Origin of the sequence: uncultured Maribacter sp. (genome assembly GCF_947500985.1) — a bacterium.
Lineage (GTDB): Bacteria > Bacteroidota > Bacteroidia > Flavobacteriales > Flavobacteriaceae > Maribacter.
Window position 1 is genome coordinate 276,762 of the sequence record NZ_CANMTX010000006.1, and the last position, 26,642, is coordinate 303,403.

Here is a 26,642-nt window from a genome sequence, read left to right on the forward strand (position 1 = left end):
TTTCATGGACAATAGAAAACTAAAAGATTATACATTCATATCTCTAAAAGGTATGGCAATGGGTATTGCAGAATTAGTACCAGGCGTTTCTGGTGGCACAATAGCTTTTGTAACAGGCATCTACGAAGAATTCATTACTTCGATCAATAACGTTAACCTAACTACTTTAAAAGTTTTAAAAGAAGAAGGTTTTAAAAAGTTCTGGGAGAAATTAAATGGCAACTTCCTGTTGGCATTGGCAATTGGTATGATGATTAGTATTTTAACATTATCTAAAGCGATTGCCTGGTTATTAGAAGAGCACACTATAGTTACATGGGCATTTTTTTTCGGTTTGGTATTAGCAAGTGTCATTTTCGTAGCCAAATCGATTAAAAAGTGGAATGTGTTAGCGATTGTATTGTTCATAATAGGTACTGCAAGTGCTTTCTATATTACTACCCTACCCCCTTCCACTAGTTCTGGTAGTCTGCCTTACATTTTTTTATCAGGAGCTGTAGCCATTTGTGCAATGGTAATGCCCGGGATTTCAGGAGCATTCATTTTAGTTCTAATGGGATCATTCAAAACTGTTTTAGGGGCTTTAAATGAAAAAGATTTTGGTATTCTAATAACTTTCATTTTCGGAATAGTTTTTGGAATTCTAAGCTTTGCTCGAGTTTTAAAGTGGATGTTTACCAATTATAAAGATGCAACACTTGCTATTTTAACAGGGTTTATCTTAGGATCATTGAATAAAATATGGCCTTGGAAGAATATTATCGAGATTATTCAGATTGGTAAAAAAGAAATTATAATCGACGAAAATATCTCGCCTTTCGCTTTTCAAGGTGATAATCAATTAACTTTTGCTATTGTAGCCGCTGTAATAGGTTTTTCTCTTATTTTTATATTAGAAAAATCAGCTTTTAAGAAGTAAAGCGAAAACCTACATGAGCGAACCCCGATCCTTTACCGATAAATTTTTCTTGGTCGTAAAGGGACTTTGTATGGGTGCTGCCAATAAAGTACCAGGTGTATCTGGCGGTATTGTTGCATTTGTGGGTGGTTTTTACGAAGAATTTATTTATTCACTTCAAAAGGTAAATGGCAAAGCCTTTAAACTTCTTGTCAACGGAAGACTTAAAAGCTTCTACAGGTATATTAACGGTTCTTTTCTAACACTACTGATTTTTGGTATGCTAGTAAGCTATTTTAGCATTTCAAAAATTTTAGACTATTTTTTAGTAAAGCAAGAGCTGTATGTGTGGTCTGCATTTTTCGGTATGATCTTAGGTTCTATCTACTACATAGGTAAAGATTTCGATTATTGGAAAAAGAAAACATTTACCGCTGCCATTATAGGTTTAAGTGTTGGTGTAGCCATTAGTTTTCTTAGTCCGGCGAAAGAAAATGACAACTTACTGTTCATCTTTTTATGTGGTATGATCAGTGTATCGGGAATGACATTACCCGGACTTTCGGGTTCCTTCATATTAATACTTTTAGGTAATTATGTGTTGTTACTGGTAGACTCTGTAAACGCATTATATGATACGTTCTCAGAATTACTAGTAGGTGATTTTAGTTTTACTTCTAATACAGAAAGATTACACACCCTTAAAATCTTAGCCGTATTTACCTTAGGTTCGGCAACAGGTCTAGTTACCCTTTCGCATGTATTGACCTTCGTATTAAAACACTACAAGCATGTTACTACCGCAACCATATTGGGGTTTATAACAGGGTCGCTGGGCGTTGTTTGGCCATGGAAAAAGACAATTTTTAAAACGGGAATAGATGGTGAAGGCATTTTAGATTCTAACGGAAAACAAATAATAATGAACTACGAACGGTTTCTGCCAGATATGACCACCGTAGAAAATTGGATAGCTATTATCTGTATTATATTTGGTATTAGTATTTTGCTACTTTTAGATTGGTATGGAAAAAACAGAAAAACAGAAAGCTAATTACGGCTTAATAGGTAAAGATATTTCTTATTCATTTTCAAGAGGATATTTCAAAAAAAAATTCGAAGATATGGGCTTGGACAATTGTTCGTATCAAAACTTTGATCTGCAAGCTATTTCAGAATTTCCGACCATCTTCAAAAACACTGAAAATGTACAAGGGCTGAATATTACTATTCCGTATAAAGAAGAAGTAATGGCTTTCTTAGACGATATAGATATTGCGGCCAAAAAGATAGGTGCCGTAAATACCATAAAATTTACTAAGAATGGTTTAATTGGCTTCAATACTGATGCCTACGGATTTCAAAAATCACTGGAACCACATTTAAAAGAACACCATAGAAAAGCACTAATATTAGGTACTGGCGGAGCGTCAAAAGCTGTAGCATTTGTACTTGAAGAGCTAGGCATAGCATTTTCTTTTGTTTCAAGAAGTGGTAAAAATAATGGTTATACCTATAATGAGCTGACCGATGATATTATAGCCGAACATACCTTAATCATAAACTGCTCTCCAGTAGGCACTTTTCCTAAAATTGAAGAAAAACCTGCAATTCCGTATTCAAAAATCGGCAAAGAACATCTTCTTTTTGATCTAATATATAATCCCGAAGAAACTGCATTTTTATCTGCAGGCAAAGCTAATGAAGCTACTATTTGTAACGGACATAGAATGCTAGAGTTCCAAGCAGAAAAATCTTGGGAAATCTGGAACCGTTAACCGCCTATCCTTTAAATTATTTATTAACAAGACATTGTAAATTATAGGTTTCTACCAGATTACTCTTTTACCTTTTAACTAAAAAGACGAATCAATACTTTGCCAGTCGTAGTGTTGTCACTATCTTGTAAGCATATAATTTAGGAATATGTCTGAGGATAAAGAACAACAATTACCAGAGAATTCAATAGAGGAAAATACTGTAATAGAATCTGCTGAAAATATAGCAGAAGAAACAGTTAATACTACTGAAGAATCAACAGAATTACCAGCAGAACCTTCAACTGATGCTAAAGAAGCTAAAGAAGAAACTGATGTAATCAATGAGATTGACGATTCTAATGCTGAAGACGCAGAAGATACCGATACCGAAAAAAGACATGAAATACCTATGCCAGATTACCATGAAATGAGCATGGAAAATTTGGTAGGTGAATTACAACGCTTGGTGAAGAACGAAAAAGTTCAAGCGATAAGAAAACATGTTGACACTATTAAAGACGAATTCAATCAGAAATTTGATGAGTTTTTAGAAGAAAAGAAAGAAGAATTTATTGCTAACGGTGGTAATGAAATTGATTTCAGATATAATTCTGTAGATAAACAACAATTCAACGAAGTATACTCAGAATACAGAGACAAGCGTAACCAACATTATAAAAGTTTAGAAAAAAGTCATAAAGAAAATCTTGCCTATAGATTAGATCTTATTGAACAGCTAAAAGCCTTGGTTAATGTTGAAGAAGATATAAATACTACGTATAACAATTTCAAAGACATACAAGCTAAATGGCGCCATGCAGGGGCTATACCACGTGCAGATTATAACAATGTTTGGAAAACATACCACCACCACATAGAAATCTTTTATGATTTTTTAAATATCAATAGAGACTTAAGAGATTTAGATTTTAAGCATAACCTTGAGGAAAAAGGTAAAATAGTTGCTAGAGCCGAAGAACTTTCAAAAGAACCAGATTTAAATAGAGCCTTTAGAGAATTACAGGTTTTACACAAAATTTGGAAAGAAGATTTGGGTCCGGTTAGTAAAGATCATAGAGAAGAAATCTGGGACCGTTTTAGTGCGGCTACAAAAATCATTCATGAAAGAAGACAAGATTATTTTAAGAATCTTGATAAAATTAAAGAAGAAAATTTAGAACGTAAACATGCAATTATTGCCGAAATAAGTGCACTCAGTGAAAATGTATCTAGCAATCATGGTACGCTACAGCAACAGATAAAAAAATTAGAGGAACTTAGAGAAGCCTTTTTCAAAGCAGGTCAAGTACCACAAAAAGTAAATTCTAAAACTTGGAACAGTTTTAAGGGTGCAGTACGTGTGTTCAATCAAAATAAAAATGCCTTTTACAAGAACCTTAAAAAAGACCAACAAGAGAATTTAGACAAAAAAAGAGCTTTACTAGAAATTGCAGTTTCAATAAAGGATAGTGACGATTTTGATGCCACTACTGCAGAAATGAAGCGTATACAAGGTCAGTGGAAAAAAATTGGGCATGTTCCTAGAAAGTATTCCGACAAATTATGGAAAGATTTTAAAACTACCTGCAATCACTACTTTGACAGATTAAATGCGCTTAAAAATGATGCATTTAAAGAAGAGGAAGCTAATTTTAAACTAAAAGATGAATTCCTTAACCGTCTTAAGGCATTTGAGTTAAGCGGCGACAAAGCTAAAGATCTAGAGGCAATCGAGAAATTTTCTGAAGAATGGAAAACTTATGGAAGAGTTCCTTTCAAAAAGAAAAACATCAATCAGAAGTTCGATAAAATTATAGATGCGCTTTATCAAAAATGTGGTGTTAGCAAACAAGAATCTGAACTGTTGAAATATGGTAACAAGATTCAACAACTTAGCAATAACGACAATCAAGAACGTGCTATACAGAATGAACGTGCATTTATCAGAAAAAAGATAGATGAAAGCAACGACGAAATTAGACAGTTAGAAAATAACTTACAGTTTTTCTCTAACGCCTCTGAAACTAATCCGTTAGTACAAGATGTTATCAAAAGAGTCAACCAACACAAAGAATCATTGGCTGCTTGGAAAGCTAAATTGAAAAAATTAAACATTTTAAAAAATACACTTCTTAAAGAAGACGAAGATGTTGAAGAATCTGAAGAAACTAAAACGGAAGAATAGTTTTAGCATCACAATACAGTTTTAAAACTATATCGATTTGTTGAAAATAATTTGATGTAATTGAAAATAGGAACATATATACCAATCAGGTAATTTGCACGTTTTATACGTACAAAAATACCTACTTAAAAAAGGGTTTTAGTTATCGATTCTATATGGTTAAACCAGAAATACCAGCAAACGAACAACAACGTCTAAAAGCTTTGAAGAGCTTTAACGTTCTTGACACGTTAGAAGAAAAAGAATACGATGCCATAACCCGTATTGCAGCAGATATTTGCGATACGCCTATGGCATTAGTTTCTTTAATAGATGAAGGCAGGCAATGGTTTAAATCGCATTATGGTATAGATGCTACAGAAACTCCCCGAGATTTTGCATTTTGTGCTCACGCCATAAACACACCAGATTCTTTATTCGTTGTCAACGATGCAAATAAAGATGAACGTTTTATTGACAACCCATTAGTAACCGGAAGTCCATCAGTGCAGTTTTATGCAGGTGCCCCTTTAAACACCAAAGATGGTGAATCTATAGGTACGTTATGTGTGATAGACACCAAACCACGAAATGAATTTACCGAAAGACAAAAAGCTTCATTAAAGGATCTTGCCGATCAAGTGATGGCTCAACTAGAGCTTAGAAGGCAGAATATTAAGGAAAAGATTGTAAATGAAGAATTACGAATAAAGAATAATCAACTAAAACAGTTATCATATCGAATGGCACATGATATGAAAACCCCATTATTAGGTATTAGTTCTGTTGTTGGGTTTATTAAAGAAGATTACGCCGAATTCGTTAAGGATACTGAAATACCGAATTACTTAGGTATTATAGACAATAGAGTTGAATATATGGAATCTTTAATTAATGGGATTATCAATTACAACGCTATAACCAATGCAGATATAAGAGTTGAAAATTTTAATGTTTCAAAAGAATTACAGCATGTGTTCAACACACAATCTGGTCACGATACAGTACAATTACATTTAGAAAATTGCGATCACAACATAAAACATTCTTTAAATAGTTTTGACCAAATATTTAGAGATTTAATATCTAACAGTATCAAGTTTACTGATAAATCAGATATTAAAATAAACGTATCATTCAGTGAATATCAAAACTTTTATTCTTTCACTTTTGAAGATAACGGTCCAGGAATACCTGAAAAATACTGGGAAAAGGTTTTCGTCTTATTTGAAAAGCTAGGTACAGAAGACACTAAAGATACCGGTATTGGATTGACAACAATAAAAGAGCTCATAGAAAAACTTGGAGGCAGCATTACTATAGGCAAACGTAAAGACAATAAAGAAGGCGTACATTTTAGTTTTACGGTTTCCAAAAACCTTTCCTAAATGTTAGTTAGTATATGAAATCAGTAATTTGGATTGTTTTAGTAATTACCAATTTCATTTCTCAACCATCTATTAACGAACAACAAGTACTAGAACCTCAAACTAATACGACAAAACAAAGCGCTTATTTAGTGTTGCATACAAAATGTAATTTTTGTCATTCCGTAAAAAAGAACAGAACCATCTTTTCATTACAAAATATGGATGGCTTAGCTAAAGCAATAGAATATCAAGTTTTTATAAAGAAGAAGATGCCAAAAGGCAGAAAGAACAACTTATCAAGTTTAGAAGAAGAAAAGTTATTAAAATGGATTAATTCTCTGGATAAAACATAAAAAAAGCCTCTATAAATAGAGGCTTTAATTTAATACTATAAACTAAAATTACTTTGCTACATTGACAGCTCTTGTCTCACGTATTACAGTAACTTTCACCTGACCAGGATAAGTCATATCTGTCTGTATTTTCTGAGAAATCTCAAAAGATAATTGAGCAGCTCTATCATCATTAACCTTCTCGCTCTCAACGATTACACGAAGCTCTCTACCCGCTTGAATCGCGTAAGCCTTCTGTACACCACTAAAACCGAATGCAACCTCTTCAAGGTCTTTTAAACGCTGAATATAAGAATCTAATACCTGTCTTCTTGCTCCTGGTCTTGCACCACTAATGGCATCACAAACCTGTACTATTGGTGCTATTAAAGTTTTCATTTCAATTTCATCGTGGTGAGCACCGATGGCATTACATACCTCTGGTTTTTCACCAAACTTCTCGGCCCACTGCATACCTAAAATAGCGTGTGGCGTTTCAATTTCATTTTCAGTATTCGGCACTTTACCAATATCATGTAAAAGTCCGGCACGTTTAGCGATTTTAGGATTCAATCCTAATTCAGAAGCCATAACACCACAAAGTTTTGCTACTTCTCTTGAGTGTTGCAACAAGTTTTGACCGTAAGATGACCTGTACTTCATTCTACCAACTGCACGTATTAATTCAGGGTGCAAACCATGAATACCTAAGTCAATAACAGTACGTTTACCTATTTCTACGATTTCTGCCTCTATTTGTTTTTCGGTCTTCTTAACAATCTCTTCTATTCTTGCAGGGTGAATTCTACCATCTGTTACTAACTTATGAAGCGAAAGTCTTGCAACCTCTCTTCTAACAGAATCAAAACAAGAAAGTATAATTGCTTCTGGTGTATCATCAACAATAATCTCAACGCCTGTAGCAGCTTCTAAAGCTCTAATGTTTCTACCTTCTCTACCAATAATTCTACCTTTAACATCATCAGACTCAATATTAAATACAGAAACACAGTTCTCTACTGCTTCTTCTGTACCAATTCTCTGTATTGTGTTAATTATAATTTTACGTGCTTCTTGTTGTGCTGTAAGTTTAGATTCTTCAACAGTAGATTGAATGTAAGCCATGGCATCAGTCTTAGCCGTTTCTTTCAAACTTTGTACTAATTGATTTTTAGCTTCATCTGCAGAAAGACCAGAGATAACTTCTAATTGTTGAATTTGGCTTTTATGCATTTTATCCAACTCCTCATGACGTTTGTCAAAAAGTTCTTTTTTCTGCTCTACGTCTTTCAGTTTATTATCTAACTGAGAGTTCATGTTCTTGTTTTTGGCAAGTTCACTACTCACTTGAGACTCCTTATCTCTAGTACGCTTCTCTGCTTCGTTTATCTTTCTGTCTTTACTATTAATAACCTTCTCATGCTCAGCTTTTAATTCTAAAAACTTCTCTTTCGCTTGTAAAATCTTTTCTTTCTTGACACTCTCTCCCTCTGCATTTGCATCTTTTAATATGCGTTCAGCGTCTTTTTTTGCGTTTATTATGGTTTTAGAGGCTTTCCCTTTTTCCAAAAACTTTGCTATTGCAAAACCGATTGCCAGCCCAACTATTGCGGCAATAATTATCATTGTACTATCCATAGTGTAATTTATTAATAAAAAAAAAGCCCACATTGGAGAAGTTTTGATCAAACTCCGGTAAACAGGTTTAGGGCTAACAGACTGATCAAGGATCCCTATACAAGTAGGGCTTGCTTTTACAATCTAAACTCACCCTTTTTAAAAAAAATAAATGTTGAGTTTGTCAAAAGGTATTACCAATGTGGGCAGTAACTTAATGTATTTAAAAGAACGTTTTTATTTCAAAGCTAATTTAGATGTTACCAAATCTTCTAGCGCTTGTAAACGCTCTTCAGCTTCTTTGGTACCTTCTGTTTGCTCTATGCCATTTTGTTCAATTTTAGACGCAAATTGTAAGGCACACATAGCCAAAACATCTTGTTTGTCTCTAACTGCATAATTCTTCTCAAATTTTTTAGCCAACTGTTCTATATTCTTAGCCGCTTTACGCAAGCCTTCTTCCTGAGCAGGGTCAATAGTCAATGGGTAGACCCTATCAGCAATAGAAAGTTTTATTTTGAGCTTTTCTGACATATTATTATAAACATTACTCCGACAATTGAGCTATACAATGGTCCAACTCTCGTATTAATGTATTTATTTTAAGCTTAGCTTCTGTTTTATTTGTATTACTGCCAAGCATTGAATTTGCAAGTTTGAGTGAATTATATTTGTCTTCCCATTCAGACACCGTTTTACTGGCATTTTCTTGTGAAGATTTTATATTCATTAATTCTTTTTCCAATTCAATATTAGCATTGTTTAAAACCTCAAGTTTATGCAACAATTTGCTAATTTTATTTTCTAAAGAATCAACAATTTTAATTAACTCGCCCATACATTACAATCAATGCGATTTACACAAAGTTAACATACATTACATGACTTAGCAATAGTTTTATGAAATATTCGTAAAACTGTCGTTCTAAATTTCAGAATACATTACAATAAACTCTTTATAATAATTTTAGCGTCCTCAACTTCACCGAATTGTTATTGATTAATTATTTTCGCACTATTGCTATCTACCTATGAAAAAAATATCCCTTGGTCTTTTATTATTATTTTGTTTTAGTCTATTCGCTCAAGAAAATTATCCGAAAGATGCTTTTGGACCACCAATGGACATCCCCATTATTTTAGCGGGTACTTTTGGCGAGCTACGTTCAAACCACTTTCATTCTGGTGTTGATATCAAAACACAGCAGCGAGAAGGTATTCCAATAAATGCTATTGGCGATGGCACCATTACCCGTATTAAGGTTTCTCTTTGGGGCTACGGTAAAGTTCTTTACATAGCTCACCCAAATGGCTATACTTCGGTTTATGGCCATCTTCAGAAGTTCTCACCTACTATTGAAGCGTATATCAAAAAATTACAATACAATAAAAAGTCGTTTGAAGTAGAGGTTTTTCCTGATTACGGAGAATTGAAGGTATCAAAAGGTGAATTAATTGCATATAGCGGTAATACTGGTGGTTCTGCTGGTCCGCATTTACATTTTGAAATTAGAAGTAGTATTTCTGAAAAACCGACCAACCCTTTAATGTATGGTTTAGATGTTGCCGATGCTACAAATCCTATCCTAGAAAAATTATTTGTTTATCCTTTGACAGATAAATCTCATGTCAATAATAATTACGAAAGAACACAAATAAATTTCAGTAAACAGACTGATGGTTCATTTTTAGCGGATAAAGTTACCGCGCTAGGTGATATTGGAGTCGGTTTTATTGGTTTTGATAGGCTAGATATGGCCGCTAATAAAAACGGAGTATATAGTGTTGAACTTAGTGTCAATGGAAAAATATATTCCTTGTACGATTTTGAGTCATTTTCTTTTGGTGAGACTAGATATATAAATACGCTCGTTGACTATGATTATTATGGTAGAAATAGACAAAAAATTCAGAAAAGTTTTAAATCACCGGGCAATAACCTGAGTATTTATAAAGATTTATATAATGACGGTAAAATAAAAATAAACGAAGGTTTAAGTTATACTGCCAAATTATTGATCAAAGATTACGCTGGTAATAAGGTAGAGCTTCATATACCCGTTGAAGGCGTAAAGAATTTATTGGGTAACAAAAAAGTAATAGCGAAAACCGACAATTACGTGATTGCAAAAAAACCTAATAATTTTGATTTAGGTGGTGCGAAAGTTTATTTTCCAACTAATACTTTTTATGAAGATTTTTACATCGATTTAAAGAAGGGAAAAGACACCGTAACCATTCATCGTAACACAGTACCGGCACATAGAAATTTTACAATAACTTTTGATGTTTCTAAATATACAAAAGAAGAACAAAAACAATTATTCATAGCTAGGTTAGATTCTAAACTTAGACCAAACCATGCGAACACCTATAAACGTGGCAATGAATTTACAACGCGAACACGTAATTTAGGTACATACACTTTAGCTAAAGATTCTGTTGCACCCACTATTAGAACTAAGAATTTTAAAGACAAGCAATGGTTAAACAATTATAAATATCTGAGTGTACAGATAGCTGATGACTTAAGTGGTGTCGATAAATATTCTGCTACATTAAATGGCGAATGGATTTTGATGGAATACGAGCCTAAACGCAATACCTTGACCTATAATTTTGATGATAAGATTGCAGACCAAACGCAATGTGTTCTTGAAGTTACCGTTACAGATAATGTAGGGAATACCAACACCCTAACCACCTCTTTTTATAGAAAATAATACATTTGAAACTACCTAACGTTCTAAGCCTGATACTACTGCTGTGCAGCGCCATTGGTTTTGCACAGAACGCTACTATTTCAGGTGTAGTACTAGGAGAAGGTAATGAGCCCTTACCAAATGTAAATATTACGAGTAAAGGCTTAGGTACCACAACAAATTCTGACGGTTTTTACATTTTAGAGATTACCTCAGATGAAGAGAACACTATAGTTTTCTCTCATATTGCTTATTTAGATGTTGTTTTGGAAAATATCATATTAAACACGAATGAAACATTTGAGTTCAATCCTGTTTTAAAAAGTAATGTTACCCAGATAGACGGAGTTACCGTTTCTGCCACTGGCGAAAAAGAAGTCAGCAATATTTTAAACATATCTCCAGAAAAAATCAGAAAGATACCAGGTGCAAATTCCGGAGTAGAAACGATATTGAAGCTATTACCCGGTGTATCTTCTAACAACGAATTAAGTACACAATATGCTGTACGTGGTGGCAATTACGATGAAAATTTGGTATATGTAAACGAAATAGAAGTGTACAGACCATTTTTAATTCGTTCAGCACAACAAGAAGGTTTGAGCTTTGTAAATAGCGACCTAGTACAGAATGTCAAGTTTTCAGCCGGTGGTTTTCAAGCGAAGTATGGCGATAAGTTAGCTTCCGTATTAGATATTAAATATAAGACCCCTACCCTATTTTCTCTTAGGGCAGATGCAAGTTTTCTTGGCGCAAGTGCTAGCTTAGAAACGGTTTCTAAAAATCAAAAGTTAAGTTCTGTATCTGGTGTTCGTTATAGAAATAACTCCCTTTTGGTTAATAGTCAGCAAACGCAAAGCAATTTTAATCCGGCATTTACAGATGTTCAAAGTTATTTGACGTACCGCTTTTCGCCAAAGTTTCAACTTAATTTTCTAGGTAATTTAGCTGTTAACGATTATAAAAATGAACCGTTAAATAGACAGACTAATTTTGGCACCATAGACAACCCGCAGGCATTAGTAGTGTATTATGAAGGGCAAGAAAACAACAAATACACTACCGCATTAGGTGCTTTAAAAGGCAGTTACTTTTTAAATGAAAAGACCACTTTAAAACTTATATCTTCTATTTACCATACCATTGAAGAAGAATATTCAGATGTTGTAGCAGCCTATGAGCTTGGTCATGTTGATAGCAATTTAGGGAGCGATACGGCTGGCGAGGTATTAACATCTCGCGGAATAGGCTCTCAATTTAATCGAACAAGAAATGATTTAGATGCACTAATCTTCAATTTAGAACACAAAGGTTCTCACACCATGAATAATTCTGTATTAGAATGGGGAGCAAAATATACCCATGAAGACATACGAGATCAGTTGCGAGAATCTGAGTTTATTGACTCCGCCGGATTTTCTATTAGACCCCCACGACCAGAATTCATAAACAATCAGCCTTCTGAACCTTTTGTTGCACCATTAGAAGCATATACTGGTTTAAATGCTCTAAACTTTGTAAAAACGAATCGGTTTTCTGGCTTTGTTCAATTGGGCACCCAAAAAACATGGAAAAATGCAGATGTATACTATAATATTGGTGTTCGATCTCATCATTGGACGGTGAGCGGTACTGGCGTAGAAAAAGTATCACAAACCGTATTTAGTCCGCGTGCACAATTCGCTATAAAGCCCGAATGGGATAAGGATATGCTATTTCGACTATCTGCCGGAGTTTATCATCAACCTCCTTTTTACCGAGAATTACGTGATAACACAGGTACTATACAACCTAACGTAAGGGCACAAAAAGCTTTTCATCTAGTTGCGGGAAATGAGTATAGTTTTCTGCTATGGGATAGACCTTTTACACTTATTAGCGAAGCATATTACAAGAAATTAGAAAATGTAAATCCATATACCTTAGAAGATGTTCGCATTCGTTACGCTGCTAATAATGATACAGAAGCGTATGTCTATGGTGCAGAAGTTAGATTAAACGGTGCCTTTGTACCTGGCACAGAATCTTGGGTAAGTCTAGGGTATTTAAAAACCGAGGAGAATAGAAATAATAGAGGCTACATACCTCGGCCTACAGATCAACGCGTAAAATTCGCTATTCTTTTTCAAGATTACATACCTACAATACCAAATGTAAAAATGTATTTAAATTTGGTTTATCAAACGGGTGTGCCTGGTGGTTCGCCCAGTTATGCAGACCCGTACATTTTTCAGAATAGATTAAGAGATTATAAACGTGCAGATTTAGGAATTTCCTATATTTTTGCAAATAAGGATAAACAATTTTCAAGAACACATTGGCTTTATAATTTTAAAGAATTGAGTTTAGGTTTTGAAATTTTCAATTTATTCAACAATCAGAATTCAATTACCAATACTTGGGTGAGAGATGCAGACAGCAAAAATGAATATGCTGTACCAAATTACCTTACGTCTAGAGTATTAAATTTAAAATTAGGATTACGCCTTTAAAAATTACAAATGAAAAGAATACTTTTCTTACTAGCACTTATTTCTTCTTTCGCCGTTATGGCTCAGAAAAACATTTATGAAAGTCCAAGTTTTGATGCCTTGAGCGCTGATCATAATATTTTAGCCATTATACCTTTCTTGACCAATTTAGACTTGAATGAAAAAGTCTCTAAGTCTGAGCAAAAAAGGCTGGAAGAGAACGAAGGTTATGCTGTACAAAATGCATTAGAAACGTATTTCTCTAAACGTAGTAAAAAGAAAAAGTTACCGGTAACCTTTCAAAACATTGAAAATACAACTGCTATACTAGCAAAGAATAATATTAGCTATGACAATATTGATGTGTATACCACCAAAGAGCTAAGTGAAATTTTAGGGGTAGATGGTATTATCAGTGGTACTTTAGATTTAAACATATTACTATCTAACGGTGTACCTACAGAATTCAGTTTTACAGATTACTTTTCTGGTGGTGCTAATTATGGTCGTATTGGTATTAAAATAAGCGATGGTGATTCTGGTAAATTACTATGGAAATACGAAAAGGAAATTAATAAGAAAACCGGCAAAAACACCACCGACCTTATTGATCGTATGATGAAGCTGGCCATAAGAAAATTCCCTTATGAGAGAGAGCGCAAACGTGACCGTAAAAATTAATTACGCCTCTATAATATCTTTTAAAACACCAATCGTATAATCGATATCTTCTTTGGTATTATACGTAGAAAATGAAAAGCGTACAGACGGCTTTTTCATATCTTCTGCAGATAACACTTGTGTAAGTACGTGAGAACCTGCATCACTACCAGACTGGCATGCACTACCCTTAGAACACGCAATACCTTTCATATCTAAATTGAACAAAAGCAGCATTGATTTAGCTTCAGAAATAGGCAAACAAACATTCACTAAAGTATACGTACTTTTAACTAAATCACCCGAATGTCCATTAAATTTGGCTTCTGGTATTTCTATATTAATCTGCTCGATAAAGTAAGATTTTAACCCCTCAACAAATTTCTTGTCTTCATCTAAATTCTCGTAAGCATGTATAAAAGCTTCTTCAAGACCAACGATATTATGAAAAGACTCGGTACCTGCTCTAAGTCCACGTTCTTGCGAACCACCAGATATCATACAGCTTAAGCCTGAATTCTTACGAATAAAAGCAAAACCAATTCCTTTAGGTCCATGAAATTTATGTGCTGCAGCTGCTAAGAAATCAATAGGAAATTCTTTTACATCCCAATTATAATGTCCTAGAGATTGTACGGTATCTGAATGTACTAAAGCTCCGTATTTCTTAGACAACAGTGTAATCTCTTCTAGGTCTATTTTATTTCCAATTTCATTATTTACATGCATTAAGCTAACCAACTTCTTAGAATCGTCTTTCTGTAAAAGGATTTCTAGATGCGCTATATCTGGATTACCATACTCATCCAAATCCACATATAATAATTGAATTAAACCCTTTTGTTCTAATTCTTCTACGGTATGTAAAACTGCATGGTGCTCAATTCTAGTAGTAATAATAGTTTTTACATCTAAATCTCGAACGGCACATCTAATAATCATATTATCTGCCTCGGTACCACCAGAGGTGAAAATAATTTCTGAAGGTTGTGCATTAATATACTTAGCTATAGTTTTACGCGCACTTTCAATAGCTGTCTTTGCTGTTCTACCAAAACTATGGGTAGAAGAAGGGTTACCATAAGTGCCTAATGCATCTTGCATTTTTGCAATAACATTAGGGTGAATTTGCGTAGTGGCTGCATTATCTAAATATACATGTTTCATATAAGCCTACTCTTAAAATAAATAATGAACAAAAATAGTTAATTAACCCATAATTGACAGTGATGCTAGAGACAGATTTCCAATTTTTAAATTAAATTTGAATTATGAAAAAATACCTCTTAATTGGTTGTTCGATTTTGTTCTTTGGATGTAACGATGGTGACCTACAAATAGAAACCGTAGATTTTGATAGTATAGAAACAGTCCAAAGTTGTAATGATGTTTCTGCCACGACCGAAAATGTATTGTTCAAAATAAACGACGACGAAGCCTTAATATTAAATCTTCCTAGTGAACTATTAAAAAATGAAGTTTCATCTACTGAAATTGAAAGTCTAGTTCCTGGAAGTTCTCAAATTACCTATCGTATTTTCTCTGAGACCGTTAGTAGTAGTTATTTTTGTGATTCACCACCACCACTTACACCAACTGTTTTAGAAGAAATTGAGGCAGAGGCAGGTACTATTTTTGTAACGACCACTACTGAAGACAATATTACATACAGCCATACCATTCAACTAAGTGGTATTACTTTTTTAAATGAAAACGGCAGTAGAATTACAGATTTACAAATAAGTGAGTTTGGTACTGTAACTACAAGTATAGAGTAATTTAAAAATTCTGAAAAATATAGACTTCGGTAGCCCCTAATCCATATTTTTGATAATCGGCATCGTAATATTTAACGTTGTCGTACTTTCGAAATAGATAACCTAGTTCTTCTTTTAATACACCCTCACCTACACCATGTATAAATACAATTTTCTGTATTCTTTTACTAATGGCAAAATCTAACTGACGTTTAGCAGTATCTAACTGTAAGTTGAGCATATCATACTTACTTACCGATTTAGGGTTTTTCATTAGTTGATTGATATGCAAATCAACTTCCATTTTGGGCGCTGTACGTTCTTTAGCCCTTAATACTGTTGCCTTTCTACGTTTAGGTATTTCCTTTTCCTTTTTTATTTGAGCGATTTCATAATTAGAAACTCTAATATCATCAGCAATTAAAACGAGTTCATGAGCTGCGAATGTTAATGGAAAACCATCGTCACTTAACATTGTAATATTAGTACCATTAATAGATTCAACAACGCCTTTAATGACATCATCAATTGTTTCTACGGTATCGCCAATATTAAAATGAGACATGTTTTTGTTTTGAATACACAAAAATAATGGTAATTTTCGGACTATTAATTTATTTACAGATGCGCGTTAAAGCATTAATTATTTTTCTGGGATTAGAAAGTTTCATGCTACCCTGTTTTACCAAACAGTTATTAGGGGTAGATTGCCCTGGCTGTGGGTTACAGCGTTCACTATTATTTTTAATAAAGGGCGAGTTTATTTCAGCTTTTTTAATGTACCCAGCTATCTACCCAATGTTGTTGCTTTTTGGCTTTTTAGGACTTAATAAGCTATACCCTATTAAACATTCGAACACAATTACAATTACGCTTATGGTAAGTACCGTAGGTTTTATATTAACCAATTATATATTAAAATTTATCTAATAACTAAACCTTTAAATTATGGAACAACAAAAATTACCCAATGTAACGATAGCATTAGTGCTGGCTATTTTAGGATTTGTATGCTGCTGCTTTGGTGGATTACCTGGAATCATCTTTGGTGGTATTGCTTATTTCTTAACTACGAAAGACGAAAAATCATATAAAGAGAATCCTGAAAATTATTCTAATTATAGCACCTTAAAAACAACTAAAACAGTTTCAATAATAGTATTAGTTATTGGTATTCTTTATTTAGCATATTCAATCTACGGTATCATGAGTATTGGTGGATGGGAAGCATATATGGAACAAGTTCAAATAATGACTGAACAATACTCTCAATAATTAAATGAACAATTTAGAGTACCAACAAATACCAGGTTCTAGTAACGCATTAACTTTTGGCATTTTATCTATTGTACTAACCCTTTTCTGCTGTGGTCCTTTCGGTGCCATATTCAGTTTTATCGGTTTAAGCAATGCTAAAACAGCAAAGAGACATTATGAGGCTAATCCTGGTAATTATAGAGGATATGAAAATATTAGTACGGGAAGAATTCTCTCTTATGTAGGTCTAGCTTTAGCCCTAATATATTTAGTGTTTTGTATTCTATATTTCGGATTGATAATGGCTTTCTTTATGACCGCCGATTTTCAATAAGAAAACAATAATCAAAAAAAATCCCCGATTTACATCGGGGATTTTTTATTCCTAGTTTTTAAACTCTTTTAGTGTTTTTACAATAATAGAAACACAATCTAAAAGCTGTTCTTTTGTCATCACCAATGGTGGCGCAAATCTTATAATATTACCGTGCGTTGGTTTTGCTAGTAATCCGTTTTCTTTTAACGCCATACAAATATCCCATGCAGTAGAACTATCTTCACTGTCATTAATAAGTATTGCATTTAAAAGACCTTTACCACGAACACTATTTACCAAATCTGTAGTCACTATAAACTTATTTAGTTCTGCTCTAAAAAGCTCTCCCAATTCAAAAGCATTTTCTGCAAGCTTCTCGTCTTTTACAACTTCTAAAGCAGCCATACCAACAGCTGCAGCAATTGGGTTACCCCCAAAAGTACTACCATGGTTTCCTGGTCGTATCACATTCATAATGGTATCATTCGCCAAAACAGCAGAAACCGGGTAAGCACCACCAGACAATGCTTTACCTAATATTAAAATATCAGGTTTTATCTCAGGTGTACCACTACAATGCTTATCAGAACAAGAACAATTACCACAAGTTGCCAGTAAACGACCTGTTCTAGCAATACCTGTTTGTACTTCATCTGCAATAAACAATACATTATACTTTTCACATAATGCTTTAGCTCCGCTTAAATAACCTTCAGAAGGCACATAAACTCCTGCTTCACCTTGAATAGGTTCCACTAAAAAGCCTGCAACATTGCTATTAGACTTTAAAACATCTTCTAATGCCTTAAGGTTATCATATTCTATTTTTATGAATCCGTCAGTATAAGGACCAAAATTCTTACGGGCAACAGGATCATTTGAAAAAGAAATAATGGTAGTTGTACGACCATGAAAATTATTTTCACAAACAACTATTTCAGCAGCATTCTCTGCAATACCTTTCTTTTCATACGCCCATTTTCTACAAATTTTTAGAGCGGTCTCAACAGCCTCTGCACCAGTGTTCATTGGTAAAAGCTTATCGAAATGAAAAGTTTCTGTAGCATATTTCTCATACTTCCCCAGCATATCATTATAAAATGCTCTAGAGGTCAAAGACAACGTTTTTGCCTGTTCCGTCATAGCATTTACAATTTTCGGGTGACAATGACCTTGGTTTACTGCGGAGTATGCAGAAAGAAAATCATAATACTTTTTCCCTTCCACATCCCAAACATAAACACCTTCGCCTTTGCTTAATACAACAGGTAATGGGTGGTAATTGTGAGCTCCGTGTTTTTCTTCTAATGCGATTGCATCTTTAGAAGTGATGTTTTCTAAAATTGACATGATAAAAATTACTTTAAATAAAACTTTAGCAATTCCTTCTATACCTTTTTCCTTTCAAATCCCGAAAAGTTATCGGGGCGAAAATTCAGCGTGGGAGAGAAATCATCCTGTAGAATTACAAACATAATAAATATTTTTTTTGAACTACTATAAAACCTAAAAGAACCTATGAACTACGATAAAATGTGACCTTTAACAAAAATTTGTGTCCTAATAAATACAACCAATTTATTATAAAAAGAACACTATGAATTATTTAGAGAACATGATGTCTAGCCTTTCAAATTCAGTTGGCGATTTTTTACCCACTACAATCGGCGCAATACTAATCCTTCTTATAGGATGGTTTATTGCCGGATTTCTAAAAAGGCTTATTACCAAATTAATTAAACGAACCAATATCGATAGTAAACTAGGCTCGGGCAAAGTTGTACTTTCTTCCTTTATAGGAAAACTTGTATACTTCTTTATCATGATTTTTGTTTTCATGCTTGCTTTAGAAAAATTGGGCATGACAAGTGTATTAGACCCAGTCAAAAATTTATTAAATGGCTTTACAGATTACATACCTAATATAGTTGGTGCAGGTTTAGTAGGCTATATCGGTTATATGCTAGCTACCATAGTTTCTGAACTAGTTGGTCTTTCTGGCGAAACAATACAAAGCTTTGTACCTAAATTAAAACTACCAGAGAATTTAGATTTAGTGAACATACTTAAAAAAGTTGTTTTCATTTTTATATTTATACCATTATTGATAACGGCTCTAAATATTTTAAATATGGATGCAATTTCTGTACCAGCTACTCATATGCTAGAACAGTTCTTTAATGCTATTCCAAAAATAATTGTTGCTGTACTTATTCTTTTAATCTTCGTTATCGGAGGTAAATTTGTTGCAGGCTTGGTTACAGACTTATTAGAGAGTTTAAATTTAGATGGTATTGTTAGTAGAATGAATTTAAGTAGCTTATCGTCGAATACAAACCTTGCTAAACTTTTAGGTAATGTTGTTTACTTTTTCATTGTTCTTTTCGGAATTACCACTGCATTAGAAAAATTAGAATTTGAAAAACTTACCAATGTACTAGACACTTTAGTAGGTGTTTCTGGAAATATTCTTTTCGGATTAATAATTTTAATCATAGGAAATTGGATAGCCTCTACAGCCCACAAAGCAATGGCTAAAGATGAAAACAGTCTTTTTGTTGCTTCAATTGTAAGAATGTGCATTTTAGCTATTTTCTTGGCAATGGGTCTTAAAACAATGGGTATTGGCGATGAAATTATAAATATGGCTTTTGGTATTACATTAGGTACCATTGCTGTAACGATTGCTTTATCATTTGGACTTGGTGGTAGAGAAGCTGCTGGTAAACAAATGGAAAGAATTTTAAATAAATTCAATAAAACTAAATAGTAGCAAAAACTATTTAACTTTTTAAAGTCCGGAAATCTTAAATCAAAGGTTTCCGGACTTTTTTATTTTCATAAAACAAATCACTCCTCCACTACCTTAATAAACTAACTTTTTTAACTAAATATAACAGGTCTACTATGTTTAATAGTTATTATAAATGCCAACGGATGCTTACTTTTGCCACATGCGAAAAAAGACAAAGCGAGTAGTTTTTGAAAATGTAATGGTAACCGATGCTGCTGCAAAAGGTAAAACTATTGGTAAAGCTCCTGATGGTAGGGTTATTTTCTTAAATAACACCGTACCTGGCGACGTGGTAGATGTACAAACTACAAAAAAAAGAAAAGCATATTTTGAAGGAACTGCTATCAACTTTCATAGTCTTTCAGATAAAAGAGTAGATCCGGTTTGTCAGCATTTTAATGTTTGTGGAGGCTGCAAGTGGCAAGATATGGGCTATGAACACCAACTTTTTTACAAGCAAAAAGAAGTAGAGAATAATCTAAAAAGAATAGGTCATTTAGATTTGCCCGAGCTTACACCTATTCTTGGCTCAGAACAACAATACTTCTACAGAAATAAAATGGAATTTTCTTTTTCTGATAGTCGTTGGTTAACCCTTGAAGAAGTTAAGTCTGATAATCAAATTGAAGATAGAAATGCCTTAGGTTTTCATATACCAGGCATGTGGGACAAGATTTTGGACATTAAAAAATGTCACTTGCAAAAAGACCCATCAAACGCAATACGATTAGAAACCAAAAGATTTGCTACGGAGAACGGATTAACCTTTTTTAATCCAAGAAATCAATATGGCATGCTGCGTACTTTAATGATACGTACATCATCTATTGGTGAAATAATGATATTGGTACAGTTTTTTGAAAACGACAAAGAGAAAAGGGAATTACTCTTAAATCATCTTTCGACAACTTTCCCAGAGATTACTTCTTTATTATACGTTATCAACCCAAAACAGAACGATACTATTTACGATCAAGAAATTATCTGTTTTGCTGGTAGAGACCATATTTTTGAAGAAATGGAAGGGTTGAAATTCAAGATCAATGCAAAATCCTTTTATCAAACAAATTCAGAACAAGCATATGAGTTGTATAAAATTACCAGAAATTTTGCCGATTTAAAAGGTGATGAATTAGTGTATGATTTGTACACAGGTACAGGTACTATTGCACAATTCGTTTCTAAAAAAGCTAAAAAAGTAGTAGGTATAGAATCGGTACCTGAAGCAATTTTAGATGCCAAGGCAAATGCAGAGCGAAACGAAATTGAAAACGTTGATTTCTTTGTTGGCGATATGAAAAATGTTTTCAACGAACAGTTTATTGCGCAGAATGGTGTACCAGATGTTATTATTACCGATCCTCCACGCGATGGCATGCATAAAGATGTAGTACAGCAAATATTAAATATCGCTCCTAAAAAAGTAGTCTACGTGAGCTGCAATAGTGCAACACAGGCAAGAGATTTAGAGCTAATGAAAGAGATGTATGATATTACCAAAGTTCAGCCTGTAGATATGTTTCCGCAGACCCATCACGTAGAAAATATTGTACTTTTAGAAAAGAAAGTTTAAAATGAGGAGATTTCAAATCGGATTATTAATTTTTCTGGGGATTATGTTCGCATCATCATGCGAAAAAGATGATATATGCGTAGAAGGTGACACTCCCCTACTGGTCATAGAATTTTATGATATTGCAGATACAGCTACCTTAAAAGAGGTTCCAACTTTAAGAGTTGTAGGTGTTGGGCAAACAGTTACCGTTAATACAGTTACAGACCGCAGCATTTTAAGTACTATATCAATACCGTTAAAAACAGACGAGAACACTACTAGCTTTATATTGATAAAGAACTCTGCTGCCAATGATGACGGAGCAGAAACAGGTAACGTTGACACCATTAATTTTTCATATTCAAGAATTGAAGACTTTCTATCTCGTGGTTGTGGTTTTGTAGTTAACTATGATGAATTAGATGCAAATGCAACCGCAGATTCCGATAATTGGATTCAAGATATCGAAATAACACAATCGTTAGTCACTAACTCAGATTCTACACATGTCAAGATATTTCATTAATCTTTTATTCCTTTTAATTACTTGTTCGGTATTTAGCCAAAGCAAGCCTATTGATCTAAACCCAAAAGATACTGTTGAGTACAAACAGTCATATGGCTTAGGTTTGGGTATTGATTTAAGTAGAATTATCACCGGTGCTTTAGATGACAATTACAAAGGTTTTGAAATAGTAGCTGATTATAGATTGACCCAAAATTTATATTTGGCTGCAGAATTAGGTACAGAAGAGAAAACGAGACAAGAAGACCTATATAACTTCACCACCTCGGGTAATTATATAAAATTAGGTGTAAACAAAAATACATATGCAAACTGGTACGGTGAGCAAAACTTAATTTATATGGGTGGGCGATTGGCATTTAGTACTTTCGACAATACACTTAATAATTATCAATACTTCGATACAAATAGGTATTGGAGTCCAGACGGATTCTCTAACGGTTCTGATGTACCTGAGAAATTCTCAGGTCTTTCAGCCACATGGTTAGAAGCCATTTTTGGTACTAAATTTGAAATAGTATCTAATTTATATATGGGAGCAAGTATTCGCTTAGGTCTTATTTTAAGTCAAAAAGAAGACGAACGCTTTCCAAATCTCTGGGTACCTGGTTTTAACAAAGTAACTTGGGATAGTAATTTCGGGATTGGATATAACTACAGTATTTCATATTTCTTACCGCTTTATAAAAAGAAAAATAAGATTAAGAAAAAGACTGAATTATCTAGTGAACCACAAGGTCCACCAAAACCAAAAGAACGCCTATAAAATTTTAAAGCCCTTTATAAAAATCCATTTCATTACAATTTTCTCCACACCGTCTATTTTAGTTACAGCAAATTTAGGTGCTAAAAAAGAAGCGCTAATAGCGGCGATAGCAGATAAATAAAGAGAATTCATAGTTACAGTAACGTATAAAATGTAACGAAATAAAACAAACAACACTGCAAAACTTAGAAAATTATAGATTAGAACTTTGTGCTTTAGTTTCATTCTTCTGTATTTTTTTGATACTTCGCTTTCTTACTACCTTCATACATTTCATACTTAACTAAGCGAGACTCTAAATGGCTGTTAAATACTTTTATTTTTCGAGAAGGTCTTAATCCTACAAACTTTAAAGCTGGCAGATTACTGGTTATAAACCAAGCATTGGTACCCGGGTAACCTTGTTTTAAAGTATCACCAATAGCACTATAAAAGTTTTCCAAATCAATATCCAAACGTTCTCCATAAGGCGGGTTAAAGCACATATGCAAAGTACCTTCTGTTTGTTTATCAGTTTTAAAAAAGTCTTTTCTTTCTACAGTAATATAATCTTCAAGATTTGCATTTTCTATATTGTCTTGAGCCTTTCTAACAGCAGAAGGCGCTTTATCATACCCAATAATTTTATAATGAAACTCTCTAGTTTTCTTTAAGCTAGAATCAATAATTTTCTCAAATAAATCGGCATCAAAATCTGTCCATTTCTCAAAGGCAAAACTCTTTCTATTAATATTCGCTGGTATATTACACGCAATCATAGCTGCCTCTGTTAACATTGTACCACTACCACACATAGGATCTAGAAAGTCAGATTGACCGTCCCATCCACTCAACAATAACAACCCTGAAGCTAAAACTTCATTTATAGGTGCAATATTCGTAGCTGTACGGTAACCTCTTTTATGTAATGAATAACCAGAACTATCTAGCGACACATTACACTCATTATTATGAATATGAATATTTATACGAAGATCTGGATCCTTAACGTCTACATCTGGTCTTGTACCATCAGTTTCTCTAAATTTATCAACTATCGCATCTTTGGTCTTTTGAGATACATATAAAGAATGTGTAAACTGCTCAGAGTTCACGGTAGCATCTATAGCAAAGGTTTCGCTAACAGAAAGATATTCTGTCCAATCCATTGCATAAATTTTCTTGTACAAATCATTTTCATCTCTAACACGAAACGAATGTATAGGTTTTATAATTTTAATTGCTGTTCTTAAACACAGATTAGCTTTGTACATAAAACCAGTATCTCCTTCAAATGATACATTTCTGGTTCCCTCTACTACATTACTAGCTCCTAAATTTCTAAGTTCTTTAGAAAGTAGTTCCTCAAAACCAAATAAGGTCTTAGCAACCATTTTAAAATTATTACCCATATTCATCTTTTCTCGTACCGCAAAAATACGCTAATTTTGACGCCTGTTTAATTAATGACCTATTTCCTTTTTTAAAAGGTTTATCAGCATCTACATGATTTATATTTTACCTATTCTGGGAGTGCTAATTAGTTTTCTTTTTGTCTTAATCACTAAGCCACAAAAAAATGAATCCTTTAAACTTTTACTAGCATTCAGTGGCGCATTTCTTTTAGCGCTTACAATTTTTGAAATGCTACCTGAAGTTTATTCAACTATTAATTCAAAGTCCATTGGAGTTTTTATAATGTTAGGGATATTGTTTCAAATATTTTTAGAATTCTTCTCTAAAGGAGCTGAACACGGTCATGTTCATATATCAAAAGAGAGTCAAAATTTTCCGTGGTTACTATTTATCAGTCTATGTATTCATTCACTACTCGAAGGTATTCCTATAGGCACTAATGATACTATCATATATGGTATTCTAATTCACAAGATTCCTATAGCTATTATATTAAGTATTTTCCTTTTAGGCTCTAATATTAAGCCAATACATGCTGGGCTGTTTATGGTTTTATTTTCCATAATGACACCCTTAGGCACCTATTTATCACATGCTATTGATTTATTATCCACGTACGGAGTCTATTTACACGCTTTAGTAATAGGAGTGTTTTTGCATATTTCCACCGTGATATTATTTGAAAGCTCTGAAGATCATAAATTCAATTTAAGAAAGTTACTAGTAATTATACTAGGGATAACAATCGCATATTTTTTATAAATGTTCAGTAAAGAAGACTCAAGAAAATTACGTGAAGAATTTTGGATTGCTTTTGGAAAATCATTTCCAAATAAATGGACCTTATATAAAACCAAAGTAAAAGGACTGTCCTTTAAGTTTCATTTTGATTTAAAAATGGCAATGGTTTCTATTGATGTAGATTCAGATATTGAACAACGTGTTAAGGTTTGGAACAAACTTGTAGCTCTAAAATCAATATTAATAGATGAATATCTTCCTGAAGCCATTTATGAAGACTTCTTTATACTAGATAACCAAAAAGATATTTCAAGGGTTTACGTTCACATCAAAAATGTTTCTATTCACAATAAAAACACTTGGAGAGAAACCATGCAGTTCTTAAATACTTCTATGTATAAAATAGAATCATTTTACGAAGAATATAAAGATATTATAGATTGTTAGTTCACAAAACAACGAAAACCCCTTAAACAACGTCCAAATAGATAAAAAACCAATGACAAATTGCACCAGCTAGAACAAAAAGATGCCAAATAAAATGGTTGTAGGGTATTCTTCTTACCACATAGAATATAATACCTATAGTATAGAAAGCTCCGCCTAACATCAGCAATTGAATTCCTAACTCAGAAGTATTATCTACTAAGTTTTGAAAATCAAATACTATTAACCATCCCATTGCCAGATAAAGTAATAATGAAATAATTTCAAATTTACCTGTAAAAAAAAGCTTTAAAATAGTCCCTACACTAGCAATACCCCACACAGCAAAGAAAATTAACCATCCATTTCCATTTATAAGTGTTATTAAAGCAACAGGTGTATACGTCCCTGCTATTAAATAATAGATATTTATGTGGTCTAGAATTCTCATTCTAAGTTTCCATACTTTATTATCGACTGCATGATATATCGTCGATACTGATAACATGCTAATTAATGACAAACTATATATAACTATTCCCCAGGTTGCATACTCAGATTTATGATTATTTTCCTGAATCAGCAACACCATACCTACAATAGCTAATAATGCACCAATACCATGAGAAATGGTATTGAACTTTTCTTCTTTCTCTAATGACATGAAATAAGGCATTTAAATATGTACTTAATATATCGAACAATTGATTAATCAACCATTCAATTAAATGATTATACTTATGAAGTTTAGTACAAAAATAGAACAAGAGATTTGAGTATTAATCCCAACCTTGATTTTATGGTATAAAAAAAGCCCCTTACATTACTGTAAAGGGCTTTCGAAAAAGGCGGCTACCTACTCTCCCACTTGGTATAGCAGTACCATCGGCGCAAACGGTCTTAACTTCCCTGTTCGGAATGGTAAGGGGTGGGCCCCGTCGCCATGGCCACCTAAGTTTTAGATCGGGCTATCCCGACCGCGGCCTCCGCCGCAATATCGTTGACATCAATGGAACAGGATCCTATAAAGGAAAGAAGCACTTATAATATTAAATATATTTCGTAATAAAAAGAAAGAAGTAAAGATCGTCGTCCGCCCCGTTCCAAAGAACGGGACGTACGTATGCGCAAGCCT

General features: G+C 33.5%; 28 protein-coding genes, 1 rRNA gene and 1 other RNA gene. 19 read left to right on the forward strand and 11 right to left on the reverse strand.

The features are described 5' to 3' along the window. Window positions 1–4 precede the first annotated feature (4 nt). From Q0871_RS14730 to Q0871_RS14755, 6 genes are all read left to right on the forward strand, one after another. Entirely contained in the window at window positions 5–919 is a 915-nt protein-coding gene (locus tag Q0871_RS14730) for a DUF368 domain-containing protein (protein WP_299325187.1), read from the forward strand. Between the two features lie 13 nt (window positions 920–932). Next, window positions 933–1,952 (forward strand): DUF368 domain-containing protein, encoded by a 1,020-nt coding sequence (locus Q0871_RS14735; protein WP_299325188.1) that lies wholly within the window; start codon window positions 933–935, stop codon window positions 1,950–1,952. Further along, the gene (locus Q0871_RS14740) at window positions 1,924–2,676 is read left to right on the forward strand and encodes a shikimate dehydrogenase (RefSeq protein ID WP_299325189.1); all 753 of its coding nucleotides are present in this window, start codon (window positions 1,924–1,926) and stop codon (window positions 2,674–2,676) included. The genes Q0871_RS14735 and Q0871_RS14740 overlap by 29 nt, the downstream gene beginning before the upstream one ends. 148 nt (window positions 2,677–2,824) lie before the next feature. After that, window positions 2,825–4,843 carry a DUF349 domain-containing protein gene (locus tag Q0871_RS14745; RefSeq protein WP_299325190.1) on the forward strand — a complete coding sequence of 673 codons (2,019 nt, stop codon included), beginning with the start codon at window positions 2,825–2,827 and terminating at the stop codon, window positions 4,841–4,843. A gap of 155 nt (window positions 4,844–4,998) precedes the next feature. Continuing rightward, window positions 4,999–6,210: a GAF domain-containing sensor histidine kinase gene (locus tag Q0871_RS14750; protein ID WP_299325191.1), complete on the forward strand. Its 1,212-nt coding sequence runs from the start codon at window positions 4,999–5,001 to the stop codon at window positions 6,208–6,210. A gap of 14 nt (window positions 6,211–6,224) precedes the next feature. Further along, window positions 6,225–6,545: a hypothetical protein gene (locus Q0871_RS14755; RefSeq protein ID WP_299325192.1), complete on the forward strand. Its 321-nt coding sequence runs from the start codon at window positions 6,225–6,227 to the stop codon at window positions 6,543–6,545. 48 nt (window positions 6,546–6,593) lie between these two features. Here Q0871_RS14755 and rny read toward each other — a convergent pair whose 3' ends face one another. From rny to Q0871_RS14775, 4 genes are all read right to left on the reverse strand, one after another. After that, window positions 6,594–8,162: a ribonuclease Y gene (rny, locus tag Q0871_RS14760; RefSeq protein WP_299325193.1), complete on the reverse strand. Its 1,569-nt coding sequence runs from the start codon at window positions 8,160–8,162 to the stop codon at window positions 6,594–6,596. A gap of 49 nt (window positions 8,163–8,211) precedes the next feature. After that, window positions 8,212–8,322: non-coding RNA, 6S RNA (ssrS, locus tag Q0871_RS14765), on the reverse strand. A gap of 56 nt (window positions 8,323–8,378) precedes the next feature. Continuing rightward, window positions 8,379–8,675: a cell division protein ZapA gene (locus Q0871_RS14770; protein WP_299325194.1), complete on the reverse strand. Its 297-nt coding sequence runs from the start codon at window positions 8,673–8,675 to the stop codon at window positions 8,379–8,381. Window positions 8,676–8,688: 13 nt separating this feature from the next. Beyond that, complete coding sequence (locus tag Q0871_RS14775; protein WP_299325195.1) at window positions 8,689–8,979, reverse strand: hypothetical protein; 291 nt, start codon at window positions 8,977–8,979, stop codon at window positions 8,689–8,691. 193 nt (window positions 8,980–9,172) lie between these two features. Here Q0871_RS14775 and Q0871_RS14780 point away from each other — a divergent pair, with 193 nt between their 5' ends. Genes Q0871_RS14780 through Q0871_RS14790 form a run of 3 tightly spaced genes read left to right on the forward strand, consistent with a single transcriptional unit; the run spans window position 9,173 to window position 13,995 of the window. Next, the gene (locus tag Q0871_RS14780; protein WP_299325196.1) at window positions 9,173–10,864 is read left to right on the forward strand and encodes a M23 family metallopeptidase; all 1,692 of its coding nucleotides are present in this window, start codon (window positions 9,173–9,175) and stop codon (window positions 10,862–10,864) included. A gap of 5 nt (window positions 10,865–10,869) precedes the next feature. Then, window positions 10,870–13,335, forward strand: a complete 2,466-nt coding sequence (locus Q0871_RS14785) for a carboxypeptidase-like regulatory domain-containing protein (protein WP_299325197.1) — start codon at window positions 10,870–10,872, stop codon at window positions 13,333–13,335. Window positions 13,336–13,344: 9 nt separating this feature from the next. After that, entirely contained in the window at window positions 13,345–13,995 is a 651-nt protein-coding gene (locus Q0871_RS14790) for a hypothetical protein (RefSeq protein WP_299325198.1), read from the forward strand. On the opposite strand, the gene Q0871_RS14795 is transcribed toward Q0871_RS14790, so the two are convergent. Further along, the gene (locus tag Q0871_RS14795; protein ID WP_299325199.1) at window positions 13,996–15,141 is read right to left on the reverse strand and encodes a cysteine desulfurase family protein; all 1,146 of its coding nucleotides are present in this window, start codon (window positions 15,139–15,141) and stop codon (window positions 13,996–13,998) included. 104 nt (window positions 15,142–15,245) lie between these two features. Between Q0871_RS14795 and Q0871_RS14800 the strand changes: the two genes are divergently transcribed. Beyond that, the gene (locus tag Q0871_RS14800; protein ID WP_299325200.1) at window positions 15,246–15,752 is read left to right on the forward strand and encodes a hypothetical protein; all 507 of its coding nucleotides are present in this window, start codon (window positions 15,246–15,248) and stop codon (window positions 15,750–15,752) included. A 1-nt stretch (window position 15,753) separates the two neighbouring features. Here the strand turns inward: Q0871_RS14800 and Q0871_RS14805 are convergent, their stop codons facing one another. Then, window positions 15,754–16,296: a Smr/MutS family protein gene (locus Q0871_RS14805; protein WP_299325201.1), complete on the reverse strand. Its 543-nt coding sequence runs from the start codon at window positions 16,294–16,296 to the stop codon at window positions 15,754–15,756. 104 nt (window positions 16,297–16,400) lie between these two features. Between Q0871_RS14805 and Q0871_RS14810 the strand changes: the two genes are divergently transcribed. From Q0871_RS14810 to Q0871_RS14820, 3 genes are read left to right on the forward strand one after another with little or no spacing between them, the layout of a single operon-like run. Beyond that, window positions 16,401–16,661, forward strand: a complete 261-nt coding sequence (locus Q0871_RS14810) for a DUF2752 domain-containing protein (RefSeq protein WP_299325220.1) — start codon at window positions 16,401–16,403, stop codon at window positions 16,659–16,661. A gap of 18 nt (window positions 16,662–16,679) precedes the next feature. Next, a complete protein-coding gene (locus Q0871_RS14815) occupies window positions 16,680–17,006 on the forward strand; it encodes a CCC motif membrane protein (RefSeq protein ID WP_299325202.1) in 327 nt (108 codons plus the stop codon). Window positions 17,007–17,010: 4 nt separating this feature from the next. After that, window positions 17,011–17,322, forward strand: a complete 312-nt coding sequence (locus Q0871_RS14820) for a CCC motif membrane protein (protein WP_299325203.1) — start codon at window positions 17,011–17,013, stop codon at window positions 17,320–17,322. A gap of 51 nt (window positions 17,323–17,373) precedes the next feature. Here the strand turns inward: Q0871_RS14820 and rocD are convergent, their stop codons facing one another. Next, window positions 17,374–18,654 (reverse strand): ornithine--oxo-acid transaminase, encoded by a 1,281-nt coding sequence (gene rocD / locus Q0871_RS14825; RefSeq protein WP_299325204.1) that lies wholly within the window; start codon window positions 18,652–18,654, stop codon window positions 17,374–17,376. 247 nt (window positions 18,655–18,901) lie between these two features. Here rocD and Q0871_RS14830 point away from each other — a divergent pair, with 247 nt between their 5' ends. The 4 genes from Q0871_RS14830 to Q0871_RS14845 all read left to right on the forward strand — a co-directional run bounded on the left by Q0871_RS14830 (window position 18,902) and on the right by Q0871_RS14845 (window position 22,945). Further along, window positions 18,902–20,074 (forward strand): mechanosensitive ion channel, encoded by a 1,173-nt coding sequence (locus Q0871_RS14830; protein WP_299325205.1) that lies wholly within the window; start codon window positions 18,902–18,904, stop codon window positions 20,072–20,074. A gap of 184 nt (window positions 20,075–20,258) precedes the next feature. Beyond that, entirely contained in the window at window positions 20,259–21,671 is a 1,413-nt protein-coding gene (gene rlmD, locus Q0871_RS14835) for a 23S rRNA (uracil(1939)-C(5))-methyltransferase RlmD (RefSeq protein WP_299325206.1), read from the forward strand. Window position 21,672: 1 nt separating this feature from the next. Continuing rightward, entirely contained in the window at window positions 21,673–22,179 is a 507-nt protein-coding gene (locus Q0871_RS14840; protein WP_299325207.1) for a DUF6452 family protein, read from the forward strand. Next, a complete protein-coding gene (locus tag Q0871_RS14845) occupies window positions 22,160–22,945 on the forward strand; it encodes a DUF6048 family protein (protein ID WP_299325208.1) in 786 nt (261 codons plus the stop codon). Before Q0871_RS14840 ends, Q0871_RS14845 begins: the two co-directional genes overlap by 20 nt. Here the strand turns inward: Q0871_RS14845 and Q0871_RS14850 are convergent. Continuing rightward, window positions 22,940–23,170 (reverse strand): hypothetical protein, encoded by a 231-nt coding sequence (locus Q0871_RS14850; protein WP_299325209.1) that lies wholly within the window; start codon window positions 23,168–23,170, stop codon window positions 22,940–22,942. The genes Q0871_RS14845 and Q0871_RS14850 overlap by 6 nt on opposite strands. After that, complete coding sequence (locus tag Q0871_RS14855) at window positions 23,167–24,336, reverse strand: THUMP domain-containing protein (protein ID WP_299325210.1); 1,170 nt, start codon at window positions 24,334–24,336, stop codon at window positions 23,167–23,169. The genes Q0871_RS14850 and Q0871_RS14855 overlap by 4 nt, the downstream gene beginning before the upstream one ends. Before the next feature lie 232 nt (window positions 24,337–24,568). Here Q0871_RS14855 and Q0871_RS14860 point away from each other — a divergent pair, with 232 nt between their 5' ends. Further along, entirely contained in the window at window positions 24,569–25,102 is a 534-nt protein-coding gene (locus Q0871_RS14860) for a ZIP family metal transporter (protein ID WP_367275153.1), read from the forward strand. Beyond that, on the forward strand, window positions 25,103–25,528 hold the full coding sequence (locus Q0871_RS14865) for a DUF4268 domain-containing protein (protein ID WP_299325212.1): 426 nt from the start codon (window positions 25,103–25,105) through the stop codon (window positions 25,526–25,528). A 22-nt stretch (window positions 25,529–25,550) separates the two neighbouring features. On the opposite strand, the gene Q0871_RS14870 is transcribed toward Q0871_RS14865, so the two are convergent. After that, window positions 25,551–26,171 (reverse strand): hemolysin III family protein, encoded by a 621-nt coding sequence (locus Q0871_RS14870; protein ID WP_299325213.1) that lies wholly within the window; start codon window positions 26,169–26,171, stop codon window positions 25,551–25,553. A 179-nt stretch (window positions 26,172–26,350) separates the two neighbouring features. Continuing rightward, window positions 26,351–26,462, reverse strand: a 5S ribosomal RNA gene (rrf, locus tag Q0871_RS14875). Window positions 26,463–26,642 lie beyond the last annotated feature (180 nt).